This is a genomic window from Paraburkholderia sp. BCC1876, from assembly GCF_902833695.1.
Lineage (GTDB): Bacteria > Pseudomonadota > Gammaproteobacteria > Burkholderiales > Burkholderiaceae > Paraburkholderia.
This window is the reverse complement of sequence record NZ_CADFGI010000018.1, coordinates 46,602-69,081: the sequence shown is the minus strand read 5'-3', so window position 1 is coordinate 69,081 and position 22,480 is coordinate 46,602. Positions and strand designations below refer to the sequence as shown.

At 62.0% G+C, this 22,480-nt stretch carries 18 protein-coding genes and 1 tRNA gene; 15 read left to right on the top strand and 4 right to left on the bottom strand.

The features are described from left to right. Window positions 1-147 precede the first annotated feature (147 nt). Entirely contained in the window at window positions 148-1,212 is a 1,065-nt protein-coding gene (gene selD / locus HWY05_RS36560) for a selenide, water dikinase SelD (protein ID WP_035561474.1), read from the bottom strand. 207 nt (window positions 1,213-1,419) lie between these two features. On the opposite strand from selD, the gene fdnG reads away from it, so the two are divergent. The 7 genes from fdnG (at window position 1,420) to HWY05_RS36525 (ending at window position 10,689) form a co-directional block, all read left to right on the top strand. Next, window positions 1,420-4,488, top strand: coding sequence for a formate dehydrogenase-N subunit alpha (fdnG, locus tag HWY05_RS36555; protein WP_156126789.1), 3,069 nt, complete (start codon window positions 1,420-1,422; stop codon window positions 4,486-4,488). Between the two features lie 9 nt (window positions 4,489-4,497). After that, the gene (gene fdxH / locus HWY05_RS36550) at window positions 4,498-5,430 is read left to right on the top strand and encodes a formate dehydrogenase subunit beta (RefSeq protein ID WP_176061361.1); all 933 of its coding nucleotides are present in this window, start codon (window positions 4,498-4,500) and stop codon (window positions 5,428-5,430) included. Further along, complete coding sequence (locus HWY05_RS36545) at window positions 5,417-6,079, top strand: formate dehydrogenase subunit gamma (RefSeq protein ID WP_035561486.1); 663 nt, start codon at window positions 5,417-5,419, stop codon at window positions 6,077-6,079. Before fdxH ends, HWY05_RS36545 begins: the two co-directional genes overlap by 14 nt. A gap of 94 nt (window positions 6,080-6,173) precedes the next feature. Next, complete coding sequence (gene fdhE / locus HWY05_RS36540; protein WP_035561489.1) at window positions 6,174-7,169, top strand: formate dehydrogenase accessory protein FdhE; 996 nt, start codon at window positions 6,174-6,176, stop codon at window positions 7,167-7,169. A 23-nt stretch (window positions 7,170-7,192) separates the two neighbouring features. Then, the gene (gene selA, locus HWY05_RS36535; protein ID WP_035561492.1) at window positions 7,193-8,623 is read left to right on the top strand and encodes an L-seryl-tRNA(Sec) selenium transferase; all 1,431 of its coding nucleotides are present in this window, start codon (window positions 7,193-7,195) and stop codon (window positions 8,621-8,623) included. Continuing rightward, window positions 8,620-10,539 (top strand): selenocysteine-specific translation elongation factor, encoded by a 1,920-nt coding sequence (gene selB, locus HWY05_RS36530; protein ID WP_176061360.1) that lies wholly within the window; start codon window positions 8,620-8,622, stop codon window positions 10,537-10,539. The genes selA and selB overlap by 4 nt, the downstream gene beginning before the upstream one ends. 54 nt (window positions 10,540-10,593) lie before the next feature. Further along, window positions 10,594-10,689, top strand: a tRNA-Sec gene (locus HWY05_RS36525). A gap of 228 nt (window positions 10,690-10,917) precedes the next feature. Here the strand turns inward: HWY05_RS36525 and HWY05_RS36520 are convergent. Both HWY05_RS36520 and HWY05_RS36515 read right to left on the bottom strand, forming a co-directional pair. Further along, window positions 10,918-11,172: a LacI family DNA-binding transcriptional regulator gene (locus HWY05_RS36520; RefSeq protein WP_176061359.1), complete on the bottom strand. Its 255-nt coding sequence runs from the start codon at window positions 11,170-11,172 to the stop codon at window positions 10,918-10,920. 112 nt (window positions 11,173-11,284) lie between these two features. Next, window positions 11,285-11,512, bottom strand: coding sequence for a hypothetical protein (locus HWY05_RS36515; RefSeq protein WP_176061358.1), 228 nt, complete (start codon window positions 11,510-11,512; stop codon window positions 11,285-11,287). A 35-nt stretch (window positions 11,513-11,547) separates the two neighbouring features. Here HWY05_RS36515 and poxB point away from each other — a divergent pair, with 35 nt between their 5' ends. From poxB to HWY05_RS36480, 7 genes are all read left to right on the top strand, one after another. Further along, window positions 11,548-13,269 carry a ubiquinone-dependent pyruvate dehydrogenase gene (gene poxB, locus HWY05_RS36510; RefSeq protein WP_176061357.1) on the top strand — a complete coding sequence of 574 codons (1,722 nt, stop codon included), beginning with the start codon at window positions 11,548-11,550 and terminating at the stop codon, window positions 13,267-13,269. A gap of 13 nt (window positions 13,270-13,282) precedes the next feature. Then, window positions 13,283-13,654 carry a YtcA family lipoprotein gene (locus tag HWY05_RS36505; RefSeq protein WP_244146797.1) on the top strand — a complete coding sequence of 124 codons (372 nt, stop codon included), beginning with the start codon at window positions 13,283-13,285 and terminating at the stop codon, window positions 13,652-13,654. Window positions 13,655-13,679: 25 nt separating this feature from the next. Continuing rightward, on the top strand, window positions 13,680-14,771 hold the full coding sequence (mdtN, locus tag HWY05_RS36500; protein ID WP_035561504.1) for a multidrug transporter subunit MdtN: 1,092 nt from the start codon (window positions 13,680-13,682) through the stop codon (window positions 14,769-14,771). Between the two features lie 5 nt (window positions 14,772-14,776). Continuing rightward, window positions 14,777-16,933 carry an FUSC family protein gene (locus HWY05_RS36495; RefSeq protein WP_244146798.1) on the top strand — a complete coding sequence of 719 codons (2,157 nt, stop codon included), beginning with the start codon at window positions 14,777-14,779 and terminating at the stop codon, window positions 16,931-16,933. 4 nt (window positions 16,934-16,937) lie between these two features. Next, on the top strand, window positions 16,938-18,482 hold the full coding sequence (locus HWY05_RS36490; protein ID WP_176061355.1) for an efflux transporter outer membrane subunit: 1,545 nt from the start codon (window positions 16,938-16,940) through the stop codon (window positions 18,480-18,482). Then, on the top strand, window positions 18,483-19,955 hold the full coding sequence (locus tag HWY05_RS36485; protein ID WP_176061354.1) for a mechanosensitive ion channel family protein: 1,473 nt from the start codon (window positions 18,483-18,485) through the stop codon (window positions 19,953-19,955). Window positions 19,956-20,125: 170 nt separating this feature from the next. Beyond that, on the top strand, window positions 20,126-20,524 hold the full coding sequence (locus tag HWY05_RS36480) for a MucR family transcriptional regulator (protein WP_176061353.1): 399 nt from the start codon (window positions 20,126-20,128) through the stop codon (window positions 20,522-20,524). A 167-nt stretch (window positions 20,525-20,691) separates the two neighbouring features. Here HWY05_RS36480 and HWY05_RS38530 read toward each other — a convergent pair whose 3' ends face one another. Continuing rightward, window positions 20,692-21,315, bottom strand: coding sequence for a hypothetical protein (locus tag HWY05_RS38530; RefSeq protein WP_244146799.1), 624 nt, complete (start codon window positions 21,313-21,315; stop codon window positions 20,692-20,694). Between HWY05_RS38530 and HWY05_RS36470 the strand changes: the two genes are divergently transcribed. After that, window positions 21,247-22,320: a LuxR C-terminal-related transcriptional regulator gene (locus HWY05_RS36470; RefSeq protein ID WP_231585165.1), complete on the top strand. Its 1,074-nt coding sequence runs from the start codon at window positions 21,247-21,249 to the stop codon at window positions 22,318-22,320. The two genes, HWY05_RS38530 and HWY05_RS36470, sit on opposite strands and share 69 nt — an antisense overlap. The last annotated feature ends 160 nt before the right edge of the window (window positions 22,321-22,480 follow it).

The following is a 22,480-nucleotide window of genomic DNA, read 5'->3' as shown; positions in this document are numbered from 1 at the left end:
CATGCGCCGCCAAACCCGGCAGGCGGGGCAATCAGGACTGCTTTTAGGGCTGCTCTTAGGGTTGCTCTTAGCGCTCGTGCGGCGGATCGTCAGTTGATTGACTCGTCTGTCGTTCCACCGCTGCGCCGCGCGTGCCGGGCGCTGCCCTTAAACGATTTCGACACGGCCTTCGCCGCCCACCATCTCGCCGATCACGCGCGCGTCGCTGAAACCATCGGCGCGGAACAATGCGAGCACGTCGTCGACGCATTCCGGTGCGCACGACACCAGCAGGCCACCCGAGGTCTGCGGATCGGTGAGCAGCGTGCGTGCCGTCGCGGGCAACGAGGACGGCAACACGATGTCCTTGCCATACGCGTCCCAGTTGCGGCCCGATGCGCCGGTGAAAATGCCGGCTTCCGCGAGACTGAGCACGTCCGGCAGCCACGGCAGATCGGCGTAGCGTACGCGGGCGGTCAACTGCGAGCCGCGCGCCAATTCCAGCGTATGGCCGAGCAGGCCGAAGCCGGTAATGTCCGTCAGCGCATGCACACCGTCCAGCTTCGCCAGTTCGGCGCCCGGGCGATTGAGTTGGGTGGTCGCGCCGATCATCGCGGCGTAACCGGCGGCATCGAGCCGGTCTTTTTTCAGCGCGGCCGAGAGAATGCCGACGCCCAATGGTTTGCCCAGAATCAGCACGTCGCCGGCCCGCGCGCCGGCATTGCGTTTGACGCGCTTCGGATCAACCACGCCCAACGCGACGAGTCCGTAGATCGGCTCGACCGAATCGATCGAATGGCCGCCGGCGAGCGGAATGCCGGCCTCGGCGCAGACCGACTCGCCGCCCTTCAGCACGGCCGCGATCACCTCATGCGGCAACACGTTGATCGGCATGCCGACGATCGCCAGCGCCATGATCGGCTTGCCGCCCATCGCGTAGACGTCGGACAGCGCGTTGGTCGCGGCAATACGGCCGAAGTCGAACGGGTCGTCGACGATCGGCATGAAGAAGTCGGTGGTCGCGACGATCGCCTGCTCGTCGTTGAGCTTGTAGACGGCGGCGTCGTCGGCGGTATCGTTGCCGACCAGCAGGTCGGGGAAGAACGGCAGCGGTGCGCTGCGCTTGAGCAGATCGGCAAGCAGGCCGGGGGCGATCTTGCAGCCGCAGCCGCCGCCGTGCGACAGACTGGTCAAGCGGGGCGACTGCGTTGCGTGCGTGGCGTTATCGGTCATGGTGGTGCTGAAGAGCGGACTGGAAATGACCGCATTATGCGGGTAGTTCGGGCGGCACGCCCTGGAGCGCGCCAAGGTTAGCGTTTCATTGAATCGGTTATGCCGCTTCATATTTGACAATGTACTCAAGATGGCAAGATATGAAGCACGACACTATTTCCGCCCCTATAATCAACTCAGCATCCCAAAAAGAGCCGAGGCCGATACATGCCCCACATGTCCCGGCGACAATTCCTGAAGGTGTCCGCCACCACGCTAGCCGGATCGAGTCTTGCCCTGCTGGGCTTCTCGCCGGCGCCCGCGTTAGCGGAAGTCCGTCAGTACAAGTTGTCGCGTACCACTGAAACCCGCAACACCTGTCCGTATTGCTCGGTCGGTTGCGGCATCCTGATGTACGGACTCGGCGACGGCGCCAAGAACGCCAGGTCCAGCATCATCCATATCGAAGGCGATCCCGATCATCCGGTCAATCGCGGCACGCTGTGCCCGAAGGGCGCGAGTCTGATCGACTTCATTCATAGTCCGAGCCGTCTGAAGTATCCCGAGCATCGTGCGGCCGGCGCGAATGAATGGACGCGTATTTCCTGGGAAGACGCGCTCGACCGCATTGCGAAGCTGATGAAGGAAGACCGCGACGCCAACTTCGTCGAGACGACCGAAGACGGCAAGAAGGTCAACCGATGGCTGACCACCGGCATGCTTGCGGCATCTGCCGGTAGCAACGAAGTGGGTTATCTGACGCACAAGACGGCCCGCAGTCTTGGCATGCTGGCATTCGACAATCAGGCGCGTGTTTGACACGGTCCGACGGTGGCAGGTCTTGCCCCGACGTTTGGCCGTGGAGCGATGACGAACCATTGGGTCGACATCAAGAACGCGGACGTGATTCTCGTGATGGGCGGCAATGCGGCCGAGGCGCACCCGTGCGGTTTCAAGTGGGTCACTGAAGCGAAGGCGCACCGCAAGGCCCGACTGATCGTGGTCGATCCGCGCTTTACGCGCACGGCTTCGGTCGCGGACTATTACGCGCAGATTCGAACCGGCTCGGACATAGTGTTCCTCGGCGGGGTGATCAACTATCTGCTCACGAACGACAAGATCCAGCACGAGTACGTGAAGAACTACACGGACATGTCGTTTATCGTTCGTGCGGATTTCTCGTTTGCCGATGGACTGTATTCCGGCTACGACGCCGACCAGCGCAAGTACGATCAGAGTTCGTGGGACTACGAACTCGGCGACGACGGCTTCGCCAAAGTCGATCCGACCTTGCAGCACCCGCGCTGCGTTTATCAGTTGTTGAAGCAGCATTACGCGCGCTACACGCCCGAGCAGGTCGAGAGTACCTGCGGCACGCCGAAGGACAAGTTCCTCAAGGTGTGCGAGATGCTGGCCTCGACAGCGGTGCCGGGGCGCGCCGGCACCGTACTGTATGCGCTCGGCTGGACGCATCATTCGGTCGGCGCGCAGATCATCCGCACCGGCGCAATGGTGCAATTGCTGCTGGGCAACATCGGCATTGCGGGCGGCGGCATGAACGCGCTGCGCGGTCATTCGAACATTCAGGGGTTGACCGACCTCGGCCTGATGTCGAACCTGTTGCCGGGCTATATGACGTTGCCGATGGAAGACGAGCAGGACTTCGACGCGTTCATCACCAAGCGCGCAACGCAGCCGTTGCGGCCGAATCAGTTGAGCTACTGGCGCAACTATCGTGCGTTTCACGTGAGCTTCATGAAGTCCTGGTGGGGCGATAACGCGAGCGCCGAGAACCACTTCGGCTATGACTATCTGCCGAAGCTCGACAAATCGTACGACCTGTTGCAAGCCTTCGAACTGATGAATCAAGGCAAGATGAACGGCTACCTCGCGCAGGGCTTCAACCCCCTCGCCGCGGCGCCGAACAAGGCGAAGATCGGCGCGAGTCTGGCCAAACTGAAGTGGCTCGTCGTCATGGACCCGCTCGCCACCGAAACCTCGGAGTTCTGGAAGAACTTCGGCGAATTCAACGACGTCAATCCGGCAGCGATTCAAACCGAAGTATTCCGTTTGCCGACCACCTGTTTCGCGGAAGAGCGCGGTTCGCTGGTCAGTTCCAGCCGCGTGCTGCAATGGCACTGGCAAGGTGCGGACGGGCCGGGCGAAGCGAAGAGCGACCTGGAGATCATGTCGGGGCTGTGGCTGCGCATGCGCGAGGCTTATCGAAAAGACGGCGGCAAGTATCCCGATCCGATCCTGAAGATGAGCTGGCCGTACGCCGATCCGGAAAGCCCCACACCCGATGAACTCGCGATGGAGTTCAGCGGCAAGGCGCTCGCCGACCTCACGGATCCCAAAGACGCCACCAAAGTACTCGTCAAAAAGGGCGAGCAACTGTCGGGCTTCGCGCAGTTGCGCGACGACGGCAGCACCGCGAGCGGTTGCTGGATTTTCTGTGGCGCCTGGACCGAAGCGGGCAATCAGATGGGCCGGCGCGACAACTCGGACCCTACCGGGATCGGCAATACGTTGAACTGGGCGTGGGCGTGGCCGGCCAACCGGCGGATTCTGTACAACCGCGCTTCGTGCGACGTCAGCGGCAAACCGTTCGACCCTACGCGCAAGCTGATCGCGTGGAACGGCACGGCGTGGACGGGGCCCGATATTCCCGACTTCAAGGCGGACGAACCGCCGGAAAACGGCATGAACCCGTTCATCATGAATCCGGAAGGCGTGGCGCGTTTCTTCGCGTGCGATGGTCTCGTGGAAGGTCCGTTCCCCGAGCACTATGAGCCGTTCGAAACGCCGCTCGGCTACAACCCGCTGCATCCGCAGAACAAAGCGGTGGTCAGCAATCCGGCGGCGCGCGTGTTCCCGGACGATCGCGCCGCATTCGGCACGCACGAGAACTTCCCGCATACGGCGACCACCTATCGTCTGACTGAGCATTTCCACTACTGGACCAAGCACGCGCGTTTGAATGCGATCGTGCAGCCGCAGCAGTTCGTGGAGATCGGTGAGGATCTGGCGAAAGAGGTTGGCGTGGTCGCGGGCGATCGCGTGAAGGTGTCGTCCAATCGCGGCTACATCATTGCGGTGGCGCTCGTCACCAAGCGGATCAAACCGCTGATGATCGAAGGCAAGAAAGTCCAGACCGTCGGCTTGCCGCTGCATTGGGGTTTCAAGGGGCTCGCGAAACCGGGCTATCTCGTCAATACGCTGACGCCTTCCGTAGGCGATGCGAATTCACAAACACCGGAATTCAAGTCGTTCCTCGTCAAGGTCGAAAAGGCATAAGGAACAGAGATGGCACTGCAATCACTGGATATCAAACGCCTGTCGGCCACGACCTTGCCTGAACCGCAAGTGCGTGTGCCGGTCACGGGCACGGTCGCCAAGCTCATCGACGTGTCGAAGTGCATTGGCTGCAAGGCGTGTCAGACCGCCTGCATGGAATGGAACGATCTGCGCGACGAGATCGGTATCACGACCGGCGTCTACGACAACCCGCGCGATCTGAGCGAGCATTCGTGGACCGTCATGCGGTTTTCCGAATACGAGAACGAGGAAGGCGATCTCTCGTGGCTGATCCGCAAGGACGGCTGCATGCACTGCGAGGATCCGGGCTGCCTGAAGGCGTGTCCGTCACCGGGTGCGATCGTGCAGTACACGAACGGCATTGTGGATTTCCACGAGGAAAACTGCATTGGCTGCGGGTATTGCGTGACCGGTTGCCCGTTCAACGTGCCGCGCATTTCGAAGCAGGACAATCGTGCTTACAAGTGCACGCTGTGTTCGGATCGCGTGGCGGTCGGTCAGGAACCGGCGTGCGTGAAGACCTGCCCGACCGGCGCGATCATGTTCGGCACCAAAGAGGACATGAAACAGCAGGCCTCGGACCGTATCGAGGATCTGAAGGAGCGCGGTTTTCAGAACGCCGGTCTGTACGATCCCGCCGGTGTGGGCGGTACGCATGTGATGTACGTGCTGCATCATGCCGACAAACCGACGCTGTATCACGGCTTGCCGCTGAACCCGAAGATCAGCGTGATGGTTTACTTGTGGAAGGGACTCGCGAAGCCGCTGGCGCTGGCCGGCATCGCGTTCGCGGCGCTGGCCGGCTTCTTCCACTACACGCGGATCGGTCCGAACGAGGTGTCCGAGGCGGACGAAGCCGAGGCCCAGCACGAAGCCGGCGAGGTACGCCGTTCTCAGGAGGCCCCCGATGAAACACGGTGAGCAAGGCGAGTTGAAGGACGTCAAAGGCCACAGCCTGATCGAGCGTTACACGCCGAATGAGCGGACGAATCACTGGATCACCGCGATCAGCTTCGTGCTGCTCGCGCTCTCCGGGCTGGCGATGTTTCATCCGGCCATGTCGTGGCTTTATGCGATCTTCGGCGGCGGGCAGTGGACGCGGATTCTGCATCCGTTCGTGGGCTGCGTCATGTTTCTGTCGTTCCTGATTCTTGCGCTGCGCTTCTGGCACCACAACTATCTCGACCGCGCCGACATTCAGTGGATGAAGCAGATCGGCGACGTGCTGAACAATCGCGAAGAAAAGCTCCCCGCCATCGGCAAATACAACGCGGGTCAAAAGCTGCTATTTTTCACCATGGTGATGTGCCTGCTGCTGTTGCTGGCAAGCGGCATCGTGATCTGGCGGCGCTATTTCTCGTTCTACTTCCCGATCGAGATCATCCGCCTCGCGGCGCTAGTGCACGCGGCCGCGGCGTTCGTGCTGATCGTCGGGATCGTCGTGCATATCTACGCGGCGCTGTGGATCAAAGGATCGATCGGTGCGATGACGCGCGGCACGGTCACGTATGGCTGGGCGAGAAAGCATCATCCGAACTGGTTCAAGGAAATCATCGGCAAATCGGATTGAAGCAAGCCGCGCGGTTTGTTGCGCGCCGCACTCCGGGCCGCCGCTTGGGTTCCTATGAACGGCGGCGGCTTTTCAGTTTTTAGAGGTCGACACTGTGGTCCAACGTATTCTCGAAGCCGGCGACATCGAAGCGCTCGATCACACCGCGATTCCGCGTATTCGCACGCCGGAACGGCTCGCGGTGTTTGCAACGCGCGCCGCGCGGCTGCGCCAGCTGGCGGCGCAGAGCAATCCGATTGCCGGCTATTTGCGCCTGATGGCCGTGCTGGCCGACGCGCAGCAGGCCGTGATGACGGGCTTCAAGGCGCGGCCGCCGAGCGCCGAGTTGATCGCGAGCGCGCAGCAGCATTCCATGCCGCTGATTCCGGCGCTCTCCGGCGTGCGCGATCCGGCGTGGCAAGACGTGCTGCGCCAGTTGCTCGACAAGGTGGAAGCCGCGGGTCCGCTGACGCCGCCGCTCGTGGCGCTGATTGGCAAGCTGCGCACGCTCGAACCCGCCACGCTCGAAGCGCAAGCGGATGCGATCTTCGCGCAGCGCTTCGGCGAAGTCGATCCGGCGAGCGCACCGTTCATCATGGCCGCGCTGCAAGTGGTATGGACCGATCTCGCCGCCGATATCGACAGGCGCGCGGTGCCGTACATCGAGATATTGGGTCTATGCCCCGTTTGCGGATCGCATCCGGTGGCGAGCCTCGTGCGCGTGGGCGGCGCGTATGACAATTACCGCTACCTGCAATGCGGCCTGTGCGCGACCGAGTGGCACATGGTCCGCACGAAATGTTCGAATTGCGATTCGACCAAGGGCATTGCCTATCACGCCGTCGGTTCGCCCGACGCCGACGAAACCGAACGCGAAGCCGCGACCCGAAATGCCGCCCTGAAGGCGGAATCCTGCGACGAATGCCATACTTACCGCAAGATCGGCATTCAGTCGAAAGACTACGATTTCGAACCGTTCGCGGACGATCTCGCCAGCCTCACGCTGGATCTGCTAATGGGCGCGGAGGGCTACCGGCGCGCGTCGCCGCATCCGTGGCTGTGGCCCGAACAGGCCGACCACGCGGACGAGTCTTCCAGCGAGTCGGATTAGAACGACGAGAAGGGGATTGCTTCGTGAGTGATGTCAGCGGCTCCGAATTGCGGGCGCTCATGGCGCGCGTGCCGTCGGTCGACAAGGTCATGGCGTCGCCGGAGTTCGCGGCGCTGGTGGACGCGTATGGCCGCAGCCAGGTGCTAGCGGTGTTGCGCGACGCACTCGACCGTTGGCGTGCGAGCGCACAGTCGGGCGATGCGTCGGTGAGCGCGCTCGACGTCGCGCGTTTGCAGGCCGTGGTCGATAGCGCGCTGCGCCGGCGCAACCGCTCGCGTTTGCAGAGTGTGTTCAATCTGACCGGCACGGTGCTGCATACGAATCTCGGCCGCGCCCTGCTGCCGGATGAAGCGGTGCAATCCGTAATGAAAGCACTCACGCAGCCCGCCAACCTCGAATTCGATCTCGACTCGGGCAAACGTGGCGATCGCGACGATCTGGTCGACGAACTCATCGGCGAACTGACCGGCGCGGAGGCCGCGACCGTGGTCAATAACAATGCCGCTGCGGTGTTGCTCACGCTCTCTGCGTTGGCGTCGAAGAAAGAAGTCATCGTGTCGCGCGGCGAGCTCGTCGAGATTGGCGGCGCGTTCCGGATTCCCGACATCATGAGTCGCGCGGGCGCCAGGCTGCGCGAAGTCGGCACGACGAATCGCACGCACCTGAAGGATTACGAGGACGCCATCGGCCCGCGTACCGCGCTGCTGATGAAAGTCCACGCGAGCAATTACGCGATCAGCGGATTCACCCAAGAGGTCGGCGTCGACGCGATCGCGTCGCTGGCGCATGCGCGCGGCCTGCCGGTCGCGGTGGATCTGGGCAGCGGCACGCTGGTCGATCTGATGCAATGGGGCTTGCCGCGCGAGACGACCGTGCGCGAAACCGTCGAAGCGGGCGCGGATCTCGTCACGTTCAGCGGAGACAAATTGCTGGGTGGGCCGCAGGCGGGGCTGATCGTCGGCCGGCGCGATCTGATTGCGAAGATCAAGAAGCATCCGCTCAAGCGTGCGCTGCGTGTCGGCAAACTGACGCTTGCGGCGTTGGAGCCGGTTTTGCAGCTTTATCGCGCGCCGGAGAAACTCGCCGAGCGGTTGACCACGCTGCGCTTACTCACGCGTGCTGCCGACGATATCCGGCTCGTCGCCGAACGTGTGCAGCCCGTCTTGCAGCGCGCGATCGGCGAGCGTTATGCGGTGGTGGCCGAGCCGATGTTCAGCCAGATCGGCAGCGGTGCTTTGCCGGTGGACGTGCTGCCGAGCTACGGCCTCGTGATCAGAACCGCTGATGGCAAGCGCGGCGGCCGTCAGTTGCTCGCGTTGGAAAAGCTGCTGCGCGAGATGGCGCGGCCGGTGATCGGCCGTATCGCGGATGACGCACTGCGTCTCGATCTGCGCTGTCTCGAAGCCGCCGACGAACTGGAACTGATCGAGCAACTGAAGAGCGCACCGGCATGATCGTCGGTACGGCAGGGCATATCGACCACGGCAAGACGAGTCTGGTGAAAGCGCTGTCGGGCGTGGATACCGATCGTCTGAAGGAAGAGAAAGCGCGCGGCATTTCAATCGAGTTGGGCTACGCCTATGTGCCGCTTGAGAACGGTGAGGTACTCGGTCTGATCGACGTGCCGGGTCACGAGAAGCTGGTGCATACCATGGCCGCCGGGGCGAGCGGTATCGACTTTGCGCTGCTCGTGATCGCCGCCGACGACGGCGTCATGCCGCAAACGCGCGAGCATCTGGCGATTATCGAATTGCTGGGCATTCAGCGCGGTGCGGTTGCGTTAACCAAGATCGATCGGGTGGATGAGCCGCGTCTACGCGAAGTGCGCGATGAAGTGGCCGCGTTGCTGAGCGATAGCGTACTGCGGGATGCGCCTGTGTTCGAAACCTGCGCGACGCGGCCCGACGATGCCGGTGTGGCCGCGTTGAAGGCGCATTTACATGTAGCCGCCGCAGCGTGGCAGATGAAACGCGACGACGGTCTGTTTCGTCTCGCGGTGGATCGCGTCTTCACGTTGGTCGGGCAAGGCACGATCGTGACGGGGACGGTGGTGTCGGGCAGCGTGAGCGTCGGCGATACGATGCTGCTGGCGCCGAAGAATCAGCCTGTGCGGGTGCGGAGTATCCACGCGCAGAATCGTCCGGCGCAGCGCGGACGAGCGGGCGAACGCTGCGCATTGAATCTCGCTGGCATCGAGAAGAGTGCGATAGAACGGGGTGACTGGATTGTCGATCCGCGTCTGTCGCAAGCGTCGGAACGTATCGACGTCATGTTGAATCTGCTCGCCGATGCGTCGCTCAAGCTGGAGCATTGGGCGCCGCTGCATGTTCATCTGGGCACGCAGCATCAGGTGGCGCGTGTGGCGTTGCTCGATGGCGAAGCACTCGGCGCCGGTCAACAGGCGCGCGTGCAACTCGTGTTCGAGCGGCCGGTGTGTGCGCTGCCGGGTGATCGGTTTGTGGTGCGCAACGCGCAGGCTAGTCGCACGGTGGGCGGTGGACGGGTGCTCGATCCGTTTGCGCCGTCGCGTAAGCGTCGCTCGGTTGAGCGGCTGGCGTGGCTCGATGCAATTCAAAACATGCTCGATACCGGCACGCTCGATGCGTTGTTTGCAAGAGTGCCGTATGGGTTGTCGCGCTCTCTGCTGGAGCGGTTGACGGGCCGGCCAGCGGACGCGTTTGCGGCTGCGTTGCCGCACGATACTCGCGCGGTCGAGCTTCATGGCGACGATGCCTTGCTGGTCGCGGAGGCGTCATGGCTGGCGCTGGCGAACCGGTTGATCACATCGCTCGGTCAGTACCATGAGCGTTCGCCGGATGAATTCGGTCCGGACGTGTCGCGTTTGCGGCGTATCGCTGCACCGTTGGTTGACGATGCGCTGTGGCGCGCCTTGGTCGACGATGCAGCTGCGCGTGGGGACATCGTCAAACGCGGGCCATGGTTGCATCTGCCGGGTCATGCAGTGACGCTCGACGACGCCGATCGAACGCTCGCCGCAGCGTTGCTGCCTGTAGTGAAAGCGGGGTGCTTCGATCCTCCGTGGGTGCGCGATCTGGCAACCGCACATGGTGTTTCAGAAGAACGCATGCGGCTATTGATGCGCAAACTCGCGCGGCAAGGCGAGTTGTTTCAGGTCGTGCGTGATCTCTTTTATCACCAGGATGTGATTCGCGAACTGGCTGCGATTGCGGCCGATGAAGCTGAAAAAAATAGCGGTACGGTAGCCGCGGCGCCGTTTCGCGATGTCACGGGGCTGGGGAGAAAACGCGCGATCCAGCTTTTGGAGTTCTTTGATCGCGTTGGCTATACTCGCTTCCACCGTGGCCTGCATCTCATGCGCGCGGAAAGTCGTTGGCTCGATCTGCTTTGACACGCAATGTGTCGCTTACGTAGTTCAAGTCGCTGAAGTAGTTCAATCACCGTAGGAAGGCATTCGCATCCGGTGGTGCGGCTGGGCTTCAAACCCAGTTGAGGGTGTCAGACACGCTCAGGTCGGTTCGACTCCGGCTGCCTTCCGCCAAGTAAGCCTTCCGGGGCATTCCGATATCTTTTCGGTTAGCCGCGGGCCGCTGCGGGCGCGACAGCAGTTCTCCGGCAGCGCTGGCGCTTCCCGTTTCGTCGAAGCTCTTATGCACTGCAACGTCGGGTTCGAAGCCGGCTTCGTGCATCGCGTGCCTGTATCCGTCGACTCGTCCCTGCATGCCCCACTACAGGAAGTGCCGTTCGCGATCTTCACTGAAGTGGGTGTTCAGCACGATGACATCGTAACCCCCAATTCCGCAGCAGCCCGGACGCCGCTGAAGAGCGCCGGATAATAGGGATTGCCAACGTCCGGCACCACGCATGCCAAGGTCATGGTGCGACTCGTCTTGAGCGCCTGCGCAAGAACGTTCGGCGTATAGCCTAATTCTTTTACCGCATTGAACACGCGTTCGAGCGTCTCAGCGGGGAAGAGCGGTTGGGCGCAATCTCCAGGAATCAACGAAATCGTCGACTGCGACACATGGGCTCGCTGTGTGATTTCCCGCTGGGTGACGCGCCTCGGAAGCGACTACCGCAGTACCAATTCGTATCAGTTCCCACTCAGCGTAACTTAAGTGAAAGAACTTTAAAAGTTAAACGCGTTTATCAAAATCCAGCGCTGCGTTTGAAACAAAACGTCTGCACTTCGAGGCGGTTGCGTAATCAGTTTGAATTAAAAGGTCGGAAATATGAAAGCAATCGACCTCCCGCACTTTATCCCCCGTCAGGGGGATTTCTTCGAGGTGGCAGGTAAAGGCAAACTTCGCTGGTGCCAAACGAGCCTCGTGACAACGCTCGCTCAGCTTATCGATCAGCGACAAGCGCGTTTCGGTCCTTCCCATTCTTAGGAGGCGATATGAGTACAGCGGCGGACTATCTCGTCGATACCCTTGCGCATGTCGGGGTAAAACGGATCTATGGTGTGGTTGGTGACTCGCTCAATGGGATATCCGACTCGTTGCGACGGACCGGCAAGATCGATTGGGTTCACATGCGCCATGAAGAGGGCGCTGCATTCGCAGCGGCCGCCGAAGCGCATCTGACGGGTGAGCTTGCCGTGTGCGCGGGTAGTTGCGGGCCGGGCAATCTGCATCTGATCAACGGTTTGTTCGACGCGCACCGTAGTGGCGTGCCGGTACTGGCGATCGCCGCGCACATTCCGAGCACAGAAATCGGCATCGACTACTTTCAGGCCACGCACCCGGAAAGCCTGTTTCGCGAATGCAGCCACTATGTCGAGCTAGTGTCGGATGTCGGCCAGTTGCCTCAAATCCTGACACGCGCCATGCGGGTCGCGGTCGGCAGAAGAGGCGTCGCCGTGGTGGTGATTCCGGGTGACGTGGCACTCTCGCCAACGATCGCACAAGTCGCTCCCTGGGTGGTTCCCACCAGTGCCCCGGTGTTGCGCCCGTCCGATGACGAACTCGCCTGTCTCGCCGACATGCTGCACGATGCGTCACGGGTGACCTTCATGTGCGGCGCGGGATGCGCGGGAGCGCGCGACGAAGTGATCGAGCTGGCGAGGCGCGTGAAAGCGCCGATTGTCCACTCGCTGCGCGGCAAGGAATATATCGAACACGACAATCCCTACGACGTCGGAATGACCGGCAATGTCGGGTTTGCTTCCGGCTTTGCCGCCATGAAGGCCTGTGACCTGCTGTTGCTGCTCGGAACTGACTTCCCCTATCGTCAGTTCTACCCGGAGAACGCGAAGATCGTACAGATCGACGTTCGTCCTGAAGCATTAGGTAACCGCTGTTCGCTGGATCTCGGTCTAGTCGGCACGGTGAAGGATACGCTGGCCGCACTGTTGCCGTCGGTCAACGACAAGCCGGATTCGGACCACCTCGACAGTGCACTCGCGCACTACAAAAAGGCGCGCAAAGATCTGGACGAGCTGGCCGAAAGTGGTCCGTCGAGCACCGCGATTCACCCGCAATACGTGACGCGACTCGTGAGCGAACTTGCCTCTGACGACGCCATCTTCACCTGCGACGTCGGCACGCCGATCGCGTGGACGGCGCGCTATCTAAAGCTGAACGGTAAGCGCCGATTGGTCGGTTCGTTCAATCACGGCTCGATGGCCAATGCCATGCTGCACGCGATCGGAGCGCAGTGCGCGTTTCCGGATCGGCAGGTGATTTCGATGTCAGGCGATGGCGGCTTCACCATGATGATGGGCGATTTCATCACGCTCGTGCAGGCCAAGCTCCCAGTGAAGCTGATCGTGCTGAATAACGGAACGCTGGGTTTCGTCGAAATTGAAATGCGGGCGTCCGGTTTTATCGACACCGGCTGCGATCTCGTCAATCCGAACTTTGCGAACATGGCCGAGGCGATGGGCGTCAAGGGCATCCGCGTCGAGAAGCCTCAGGAACTCGAAGGTGCGATTGCAACGGCGCTTGCGCACGACGGCCCGGTACTCGTCGACGTAGTCAGTGCCCGCCAGGAACTGATCATGCCGCCCAAGACTACCGTGGACGAAGCGTGGAAGTTCGGCATCTTCATGATGCAGGCGGTGCTGGACGGCCGGGGCAGTCAATTGATCGACATCGCGAAGGTCAATCTGACGCGCTGAATCGGACAGAACCATGCAGAGTCGAACCCGGGCGCGGCCTCCGGCGAAGAATGTGGCTCGTTTCTCGGGTCAAGCCATGCCCGAAACACGACAGCGCGCCGCGCCGGCCCGGCTCAATTGGCTCAGGCGGATTCGCGGAGGCTTCGTTTTGCCGCTGTGCGTCCTGACGGCAGGGTGCAGCGGTTCGCCCACGATCGCGATACTCGGTGCCTATTTTCCTGACTGGCTGTTTTGCATCGCGGGCGCCGTGCTGGCCGTCGCCTGCGTGCATGTGCTGTTGTCGCGCAGTGGACGAGGTGCCCTGCTCGAACCTCCTGCACTCGTCTACCCCGCGCTGACAGTGTTATTCGCAGTCGCGCTCTGGACTGCCGGGTTCAATTTATGATCGACATGCGAGCGACGGTGTGAACATGACAGCTTCGAACCGCGCGAATGCAGACCAGCGTCGTCCCCGACCCTGGTTGGCTATCCTTCTGATCCTGCTTGCCGTGCTCGCGGTGTGCGCAGTGATCTGGCGCGTTGACACGACACCGCGCACCGACGACGCGTACGCCTACGCGGACACCATCGGCGTAGTGCCGGAGGTGAGCGGCAAGATCGTCACGCTCGCTGTGCGAGACAATCAGCGAGTGAAGCGAGGCGATCTGCTGCTTCAGATCGACCCAAGGCCCTATCAATATGCTCTTCAACGGGCGCAAGCCGAACTCGCTCAACTGGACGCGCAGATTCCGCTCACTCAACGCAGTGTGAACGCACAAGTGTTTGGCGCTGCGGGCGCCAAAGCGGCAGTGATCCGTGCGCAAGCGGCGGCGAAGCAGACCGCCGACACCCTGGCCAGAACCAGGCCGCTGATCACGATGGGCTACGTTTCCGCAGATGAACTGGAGCGGGCTCGAACCGCACAACGTTCCGCACAGGCCGAACTCGATGCTGCCGAGCAGCAGGAGCGCGGAGCCCGGGCGGCCGTCAGCGGTGTCGACGCGCTCGTCGCGCAGCGCTCGGTCTTGCAGGCTCAGATCCAGACAGCCCGGCTCAACCTTGAATATGCAACCGTGCGTGCACCGTTCGATGGCCTTGTGGTTGAACTACGGACGTCGATCGGGCAATACGTATCGGCGCAAAAACCGGTGTTCACGCTGATCGACACGCGGCACTGGTATGTGATTGCAAATCTCCGCGAAAACGAACTGAGTCACATCCGCCCTGGCACGCCGGCCACCGTCTACCTGATGAGCGACACCGGGATCCGTTTCAACGGAGTGGTGGATTCGATCGGCTTCGGCGTCGATCCTCAGGATGGCGCCAGTACGGCCAATGGCTTGCCGTCCATCGAACGTAGCATCAACTGGGTGCACGTCGCGCAACGTTTTCCTGTGAAGATCCTGGTCGATCAGCCCAATCCACGGCTGTTCCGGATCGGCACCTCGGCTGTTGCGGTGTTGCGTCCGACCCGTGACGACGCACGGCAGGCGCAGGCCGCACGCGACGGAGCGCCGTCGTGAGCAATATGGAAAGCACCCGGTCGATGCTGGATTGGCCCGCGCCGCTGACCCGTTTCGCGGCTTTCCTGCGCACGGAACTCGCGCCTTATCCGGGGCGCGGCAATGTCACCCTGCGTTGCGTACTGGGCGGCGCGTTCGTCATCATCGTGTCGATGACTTTGCGGGTGCCCGAACTGCCGTTGTCGTTGCTGGTGATCTTTTACGTTACGCAGTCGAACATCGTACTGACACGTGTCATTGCGGCCAATCTGGTGATCGGCGTCACTTTTGCGGTGGCTTGCGTGGTCGCTTTATATGCGATCGCCTTTGGCTATCCGATGTTGCGCATCCTGATCGCGAGCGCGATTTTTTTCTGTGGCGTCTATCTGATGCGCGCGGTGACCCGGTTCGGGCTCGTCTTTTTTCTGGTCTCGCTGATCGTGATCTATGCGCAGAGTTTCGGCGACCTGACCGATAACACCGAAATGCTCGTGCGAAGCTGCCTGTGGGTGTGGGTGGCGGTCAACTATCCTGTCGTGACCGCGCTGATCCTCAACACACTGCTGTTGCCGGCGGAACCGGAGCGCCAATTGCGCGCCGCAATGCAACGGCTGCTGACCGTGACGCAAGCAAGGCTCGCGGCGCTGGCCGATGCACGCGGTCCGCTCGAACCAGTCAGTGCGCTGGCGCTGCAAGTCGATACGATGACGCTGCAGAAGCTGCTGCGCTTTACGACGATGCGCCGCCATTTGAGCGAAGCGGAGGCGTCTGCGATGCTGGCGAGCGTAGCGGCCGTGTCGCGCATCGTGGAAGCGGCAGCCTATCTGCCGGAGCGCATTCCTGTGTCCGGGGCGAACCGGACCGAAACCCTGCGCATCGTGCAGGGCGAACTCGCTTCAATGTCGCAGGCGATCGGCGACGATGCACAGTGGCCACGCTGGAACGCGCCGGCCCGAGCGCCGCGGCCCACTTCGATTGCGGGCGTCGACATGATGGAGCGTACCCTCAGCGCTTTGGCGGATGCAGCGCGTAGCGAGCCGAGCGACGCGCGATCGACCCGAACGGGCGCGCCCGGCGATCTCGCCCAAAATGCGCCGACCCGTGCCGCGTTCTTCCAGCCGGACGCCCTGACCAATCCACGCTATGCACGCTTCGCGCTGCGCACGTTGCTATCGGTGCTGATCTGTTACGTGTTCTATAACGCGGTGAAATGGCCGGGTATTCACACGATCATGTTGACAAGCCTCATCGTGGCGTTGCCGAGTCTCGGCGCATCCGCGCGTCAAGGCATCTTGCGCGCGTGTGGTGCGCTGACCGGCAGCGGGCTCGCGCTGTTTATGGTCGCATTCGTGATTCCCCATCTTGAGAGCATTACCGGGCTCCTGCTGATGGCACTCCCCGTGATTGCGCTTGGCGCGTGGCTATCGGCCGGCTCGGAGCGGATTGGCTATGCCGGCACGCAGATCATGTTCACTTTCTCGCTGGCCTTGCTCGTATCGTTTTCGCCACCGTCCGACCTCACGGAGATTCGCGACCGGATCGTGGGCATTCTGCTGGGTGTCGGCGTGGCGATTTTCATTCAAACGTGGGTGTGGCCGGAAGGCGAAAGTGACGCGCTGCGCTCACAACTTGCCTCGGTGCTACGCGAGATCGCGGCGGTAGCACGGGCGAATGCAACGAAGCTCCTGCGCGGCGCTGCAGCTTCTCAGGCGCAGGCCGAACCGGCGCCGTCGACGCTATGGGGCAAACTCGCGGACTGTTCGGCCATGCTTGCGCGCGTCGCGCTCGAACCCGACTGGCGCGAAGGTGACATTCCAGACGTGACCATTCTGTCGCAAGCGGTGCTCGCACAAGGCCGCGCATTGCTGCTCGCGATCAACGCCTTCAATGCCGAGGCGACACTCGGCTCGGTGACGGAATCGATCGTGCCGCACGCTGCACAATTTCAAGCCAACGTCGCCGACGCATTGGACCATTACGCGGACGGTCTGGTCATGCAGATTCCCGACGCGATGCCGCCATTGCCGATCGACTTCAGTGCGTTGGGTCCGTTCGCGCCATCGCTAGACGCAAAGGCGCGCACGCTCGTCTGGCATACGCGAAGAATCGACGGCGCGCTAGCCGGGTTACCGCGCTGGACGGCCAATCCGCGTGAAATTGCGGAACAACCGGTGCTCGGGTGACGCCATGATCTGCGTCATTCGGGAATCGCGTTTTCGCTCCAGTGCCGTCATCGGCAAAGGCAAGCACTATTTCGCGCGATGGATCGTGCCGTCGATCGTGCCGCTGCTGGCGTCGTGCGCGATCATCCACCACGATCGACCGCCGGCCGCGATGATCACGCCGCAGCAGGTGCGCATCGACGACGGCATTCGTCTGCCGAGCGAAGCGTGGCCCTCGGCGCATTGGTGGACCCAGTACGGCGATCCTCAACTCAACACGCTGATCGAGCTCTCGCTGGCTCACGCACCAACGCTCGTGATTGCCGAGGAGCATGTATCCCAGGCGCGGGCGCAGGTGGAACTGACTCGCGCAGCCACCGATCTGCAAATCTCCGCACATGCGGAGATCGATCAGCAGCACGTGTCGGATCATGGCTTCCTGAGTGCCTACGCCGATCACAATCCGCCGATTGGCGCATACGGCCCGTGGTACACCTCAGGATTAGTCGGTCTCGACGGGCACTACGATATCGACATTTGGGGCAAGCAGCGCGATCAGGTTCGCGCTGCGCTAGGCGAACAGAACGCGCAGCGCGAAGAGGCGGCGCAGGCCGAGCTTGAAGTCGCGGCAGGCGTCGCCGAGCTCTACTTCACGATTCAGACTGCTTATGCGAGCCTCGATCTTTTGCAGCAGCTTCGCGCGACCCGCGCGTTCGACTACGACGCTCACGCGGCGCGCAGCGGGCGCGGCCTCGAAGCGCTGACGCCGTCCAACGAGGCCCACGCGCAATTGCTTGCGATCGACCAGCAGATCGAATCGACCAGAGAGCAGATCGTGCATGCACGAGAGGCGCTGCGTGCGCTGTCAGGCGCCGGCCCCGACAACCTGCCCGCGATCGTGCCGGTGCCATTACCGACGCCGTCCGTGTCGTTGCCCGCCTCGCTCTCGTACGAATTGCTGGCACGTCGCCCGGACCTCCAGGCAATGCGGTGGTTGATCGAGGCGTCGCTTGACCGGATTGATGCGGCCAAGGCCGCTTTCTATCCCAGCTTCGACATCGCCGCATTTTTTGGTCTGGACGCGCTACGCCTGCGCGATCTGTTCACGCACTCGGCCCAGCAGATCAATATCATTCCTGGGCTCACATTGCCGATCTTCGACGGTGGCCGTCTGAACGCCAATCTGCACGGTGCGCGTACGGTGAGTAATACGCTGATCGAGCAATACGACCAGGCGGTCCTGAACGCGGTGCGCGACGTCGCACAAAGCGGGAGCGCGATCGAAGACATCGACCATCGCATGCAGTTGCAGCGTGAGCGAATTGGCGCACTCAGTTTCGCCAGTGACAGCGCCAAGGCGAGTTATCAAACCGGCCTGTCGGATCAGGTGAGCGCGATGGACGCGAATGCGCCCGTTATCGAAGCGCGCCTCGCTCTCGTCAAGCTCTCTGGCGACGAGTTGCAGACAGCAATCGGGTTGACGATGGCATTGGGAGGCGGTTATCGAAGCGGCGATCTTCCTGCGGATCGCGAGACCAAAGTAGGCGTTGCCGATCTGGAGAGCCCTTAGATGCCGGGCAGCTTCGAACAATTGATGATGCCGCTGGGCGCCGTCGCGCTCAACGGCGTGCTGCTGCTGTGGTGCGGGCGGCGCCGTCTCACCGCGCTGCGTGCGGCTTTGCGCTGTGCCGCGTTTCTGCTTCTCACCGTTGCGATCTTCCGCGCGCACATTACCCCGACCCAGACGCCCGATCTGAGCGCGGCGGCCGAATACCGGCTCGTGCGCGGCGCGGTGCAGATCGTCTGGTGGCTGCTGGCGGCATCGACTGCGAGCCTGCTGGCGCGTCTGTACTTCGCGTTCGACGACCGGACCCGCCAGGAACGCTTTACGCTAGATGTCGTCGAGACGCTGCTCTATCTGACGGCGGCGGTCGCGATAGTCGCAGACGTATTCGACATTCCCCTCAAAGGCGTGCTGGCGACTTCCGGTGCCGTCGCCATCGTGCTCGGTCTCGCGCTGCAGAGCACACTGGCCGATCTGTTTTCGGGCTTCGTCATCAACGCGACGGCACCTTACCGGGTGGGCGATCACATCTCGCTCGACGACAACACGGAAGGCGTGGTGCTCGAAATCACCTGGCGCGCGACGCATGTTCTCAAGCGCAATCAGGACCTGATCGTCGTGCCCAATTCGACGATCGCGAAAACGCGCGTGACCAATACGAGTGTGCCGGGCGGCGTGCACGCGACCATCGTGAACTTTCAGGCGGTGCCGACTCTGCGGCCGTCGACGGTCATTACCGCGCTGCGGTTGGCCGTCGAGTCGTGTGTCGATATCGACGAGGCAAAGCCGGTGGATATCGTGACGAAGTCGGTAGGCTGGCAGGCGGTGGACTACGAGATTACTTTTTTCGTCTCCGGCGAAGGCGATTCCAACAAAACGAAGAATGTCTTCTTCGACGCGGCGCACCGCCATCTCGAGGCGCTTGCAACGCTCACCGACGCGCGTGACGCTCTCAAGGAGACCGGAGACCATCCACTCGCGCGGAAACTGATCGACGGTATCGACGTGTTCGGTTTGCTGTCGACGCTCGAGAAAACCCAGCTTGCCGGGGCCATGACGGTGCGTGAACTCGCCCCGGGCGATGTTCTGCTGCACACCGGCGAGGTGCCTGCGGCAATTAGCATCGTGGGTTACGGCGTGGTCAGCGCGTCGACGCAACGCGATGGCAAGATCGTCGAAGTGATGCGCTTCTCGCCGAGCGAGTACTTCGGCGAGAGCGGGCCGGTCGCGGGGGTCGCGGTCGACGCCGATCTTTTCGCGAGAACACACGTCATCGTGTTCGATCTGCCCGCCAGTGCCGTCGCGGGCCTGTTGCGCGTGCACCCGGGGATGTCGCAGGCGCTGGCCGCGAAACTCGCCGAGCGTGAACGGCGAGGGCAGGCGTTGATGCAGGTCAGCCACGACCAGCCCACGACACATCACGGTCTGCTGGCGTGGCTTGAGCGCACCATGCAAACGCTGCACGGCTTGCGGGTATAACGCAGCCCCCATGTGGGGGATTGTGTGCGTCGCGATCCGTATTCATAGTGAACTTCGGCCTGCCTGAGGAGACGTCACGATGTCGCGAAGAAACGTGTCTTGCCGTGTGTGGGTTATTCGTCGTTGGTCCGGCGGTCACGCATTCATCGTTTGACTGATTCCAATCACCTGTGCCCCGCGAAGCCAACCTTATCGAGCTCACAGTAGAGATTGTGGCGAGTTACGTTGCCAGCAATCCGCTGCCAACGGGCGAACTGCCGGCGCTCATCTCCAGCACACACGCCGCACTCGTGGCGCTCTACGAGTCCGCAACCGAACGCATCAGGCAACGCGCCGCTGTGCCGATCGAAGAATCGGTACACAATGATTATCTGGTCTGTCTGGAAGACGGACGAAAGCTGAAATCGCTCAAGCGTTACCTGCAACGCCAGTTTGGCATGACCCCGGACGAATATCGTGCGAAGTGGTCGCTTCCCGCAGATTACCCGATGGTGGCCCCTGCCTACTCCGCATTGCGCTCTTCGATTGCCAGGCGCAATCCGGTCAGGCCGGACAAACCGCGCGAGTGAGCGCGCCGCCTTACATTCCCTCGAATAAATCTTTCATTTCCGTTTAGTCATAAGTTAGACGGTTAATGACGCGACCTTTACCAAAATAAAACCTCATCTTCACGCTCTTTAGCGGATCTGAGTTTAGTCTTGACTCAGATATTCGCCGACTGGTGTAGGCCATCCGGTTACCGACGGAGCGTGACATGAATGAAGCGCTGATCTGCAAATTCACTCCAGACAGGACCCAACGTGAGCGACGTGTCGTTCGGCCACGCCCGAGCATTTTTGCCAGCGAACATGCCTTGACGCTGCCTTTCAATGAAGTGCCGGGTGGCAGACCCGGTCATTTGCAGCGCGGCCTTGCCCGCGGCTGGCACCACCTCGCCAAATTCGATATCGACGCCGCGCTTCGTTCGGCGCAACGCGTCGACCTGCAAGCTGCGACCTTGCCAGGATCGGCCGCCGCCGCAGTCCGAGGCGAAACGGCCGCGTTGTGCGCGGCGGCTTTCGTCCTTCAGGACGACGTTGCGCACGCATTGTCCGCCGTGGAATTTGCCTTGCGTTCGGGCGTCACATCGCCGGTCGCGTTGACGGCGTGTCGTTGGGTCTACTGGCGGCTCGGCGATATCGAGAAGCTCTATGCCGTGAAGCGCCGGCAGCCCGGTTCCCAGCCCAGCGCGTTGCACGCGATAACCGGGATATTCGACCTGGCGATCGACGCGGCGATTGCGCTCAGTCAAATGCATTTCCGGGCCGCACGCGTTCTTGCGCAGGATGCACTCGATTTCGCACGCCGTCATATGGGTCATACGTTGATCGACGCGTTTCCTGCCTGTGTCGCCGCACAAGTGCTTTACGAAGCCGGTCGCATCGACGACGCAGAGGCGCTGCTCGCGCCACGCCTGCGGCATATCTCACAGGGCGCAGCGCCTGAAATCGCCGTGCGCAGTTATGGCCTGCTCGCCCGCATCGCCTTGCAACGGGGGCAGGTGGGCCGCGCGATCACGCTCCTCGAGGAAGCCGAAACGCTCGCGATCCGGCGTGGCTGGCCGCGGCTCCAGGCCGCAAGTCTTGCAGGGCAGATCGAAGCGCACCTGATACGACATTGCGCCGACGAGGCTGAAATTCGCGTTAGGCGGCTGGCGCGTTTGGACGAGCAACAAGAGGTATCTGACAGTAGCGTCAACTTCGAGATCCTGCGTTATCGTGTACTCGGCGAGGCGCGCCTTGCGCTGGTTCGTGCGCCGGACACGGTCGACACGGATGCGCTGCATCGGCTCTACGAGGTGAGCCGCGTACGACGGGATCGTTACGGCGCCGCGATGATCGGGCTATTGCTGGTGGAAGCAATACTCGCTACCAACCGGCGTGACGAAGCGATGCTGTTGCTCGTGACACTGATCGAATCGGCTGCGCAGTCCGGCCTGCATCAGACGCTAGTGGATTGCAGCGAACCGGTCTGCGGACTCATCGAAGTCATCGTTCGCGGGGAGAGTGAGCTCGTTGAAGATCAACGCGAATTGCTGCCCTATCTGGGCGCGTTGATGATGCGCCGCCGCGTCGAGATCCAATCGCGAACGGTGCGCGCGGCGTCCGTCAGGCTCGGCAAACTGACGCCGCCGATGGGTCTGAGCGAGCGCGAACACACGATCGTCCGGCTGATGGGCTCGGGCCTCACGAATAAGCAGATCGCCGCGCATTTGCGCATCGCACCGGAAACCGTCAAGTCACACGCAAAGCATCTCTATGAAAAGCTGTCGGTCAAAAATAGAACCGAAGCAGTCACACTGGCAAGCCGCTACGGTCTTGTTTAGCGGTATGGGGCGCCGGTCATTGGAGGTGATCGGCCCGCTGGCCAATCTAGCGTAAGCATACGCCCACCCAAAGCACACCCACGTTCGCTCGCAGCACATCCCTCTGTCAGGTGAGCCCCCACCAGGGGGATAGGAACACGTTTGCGGCCGCAGCACACTG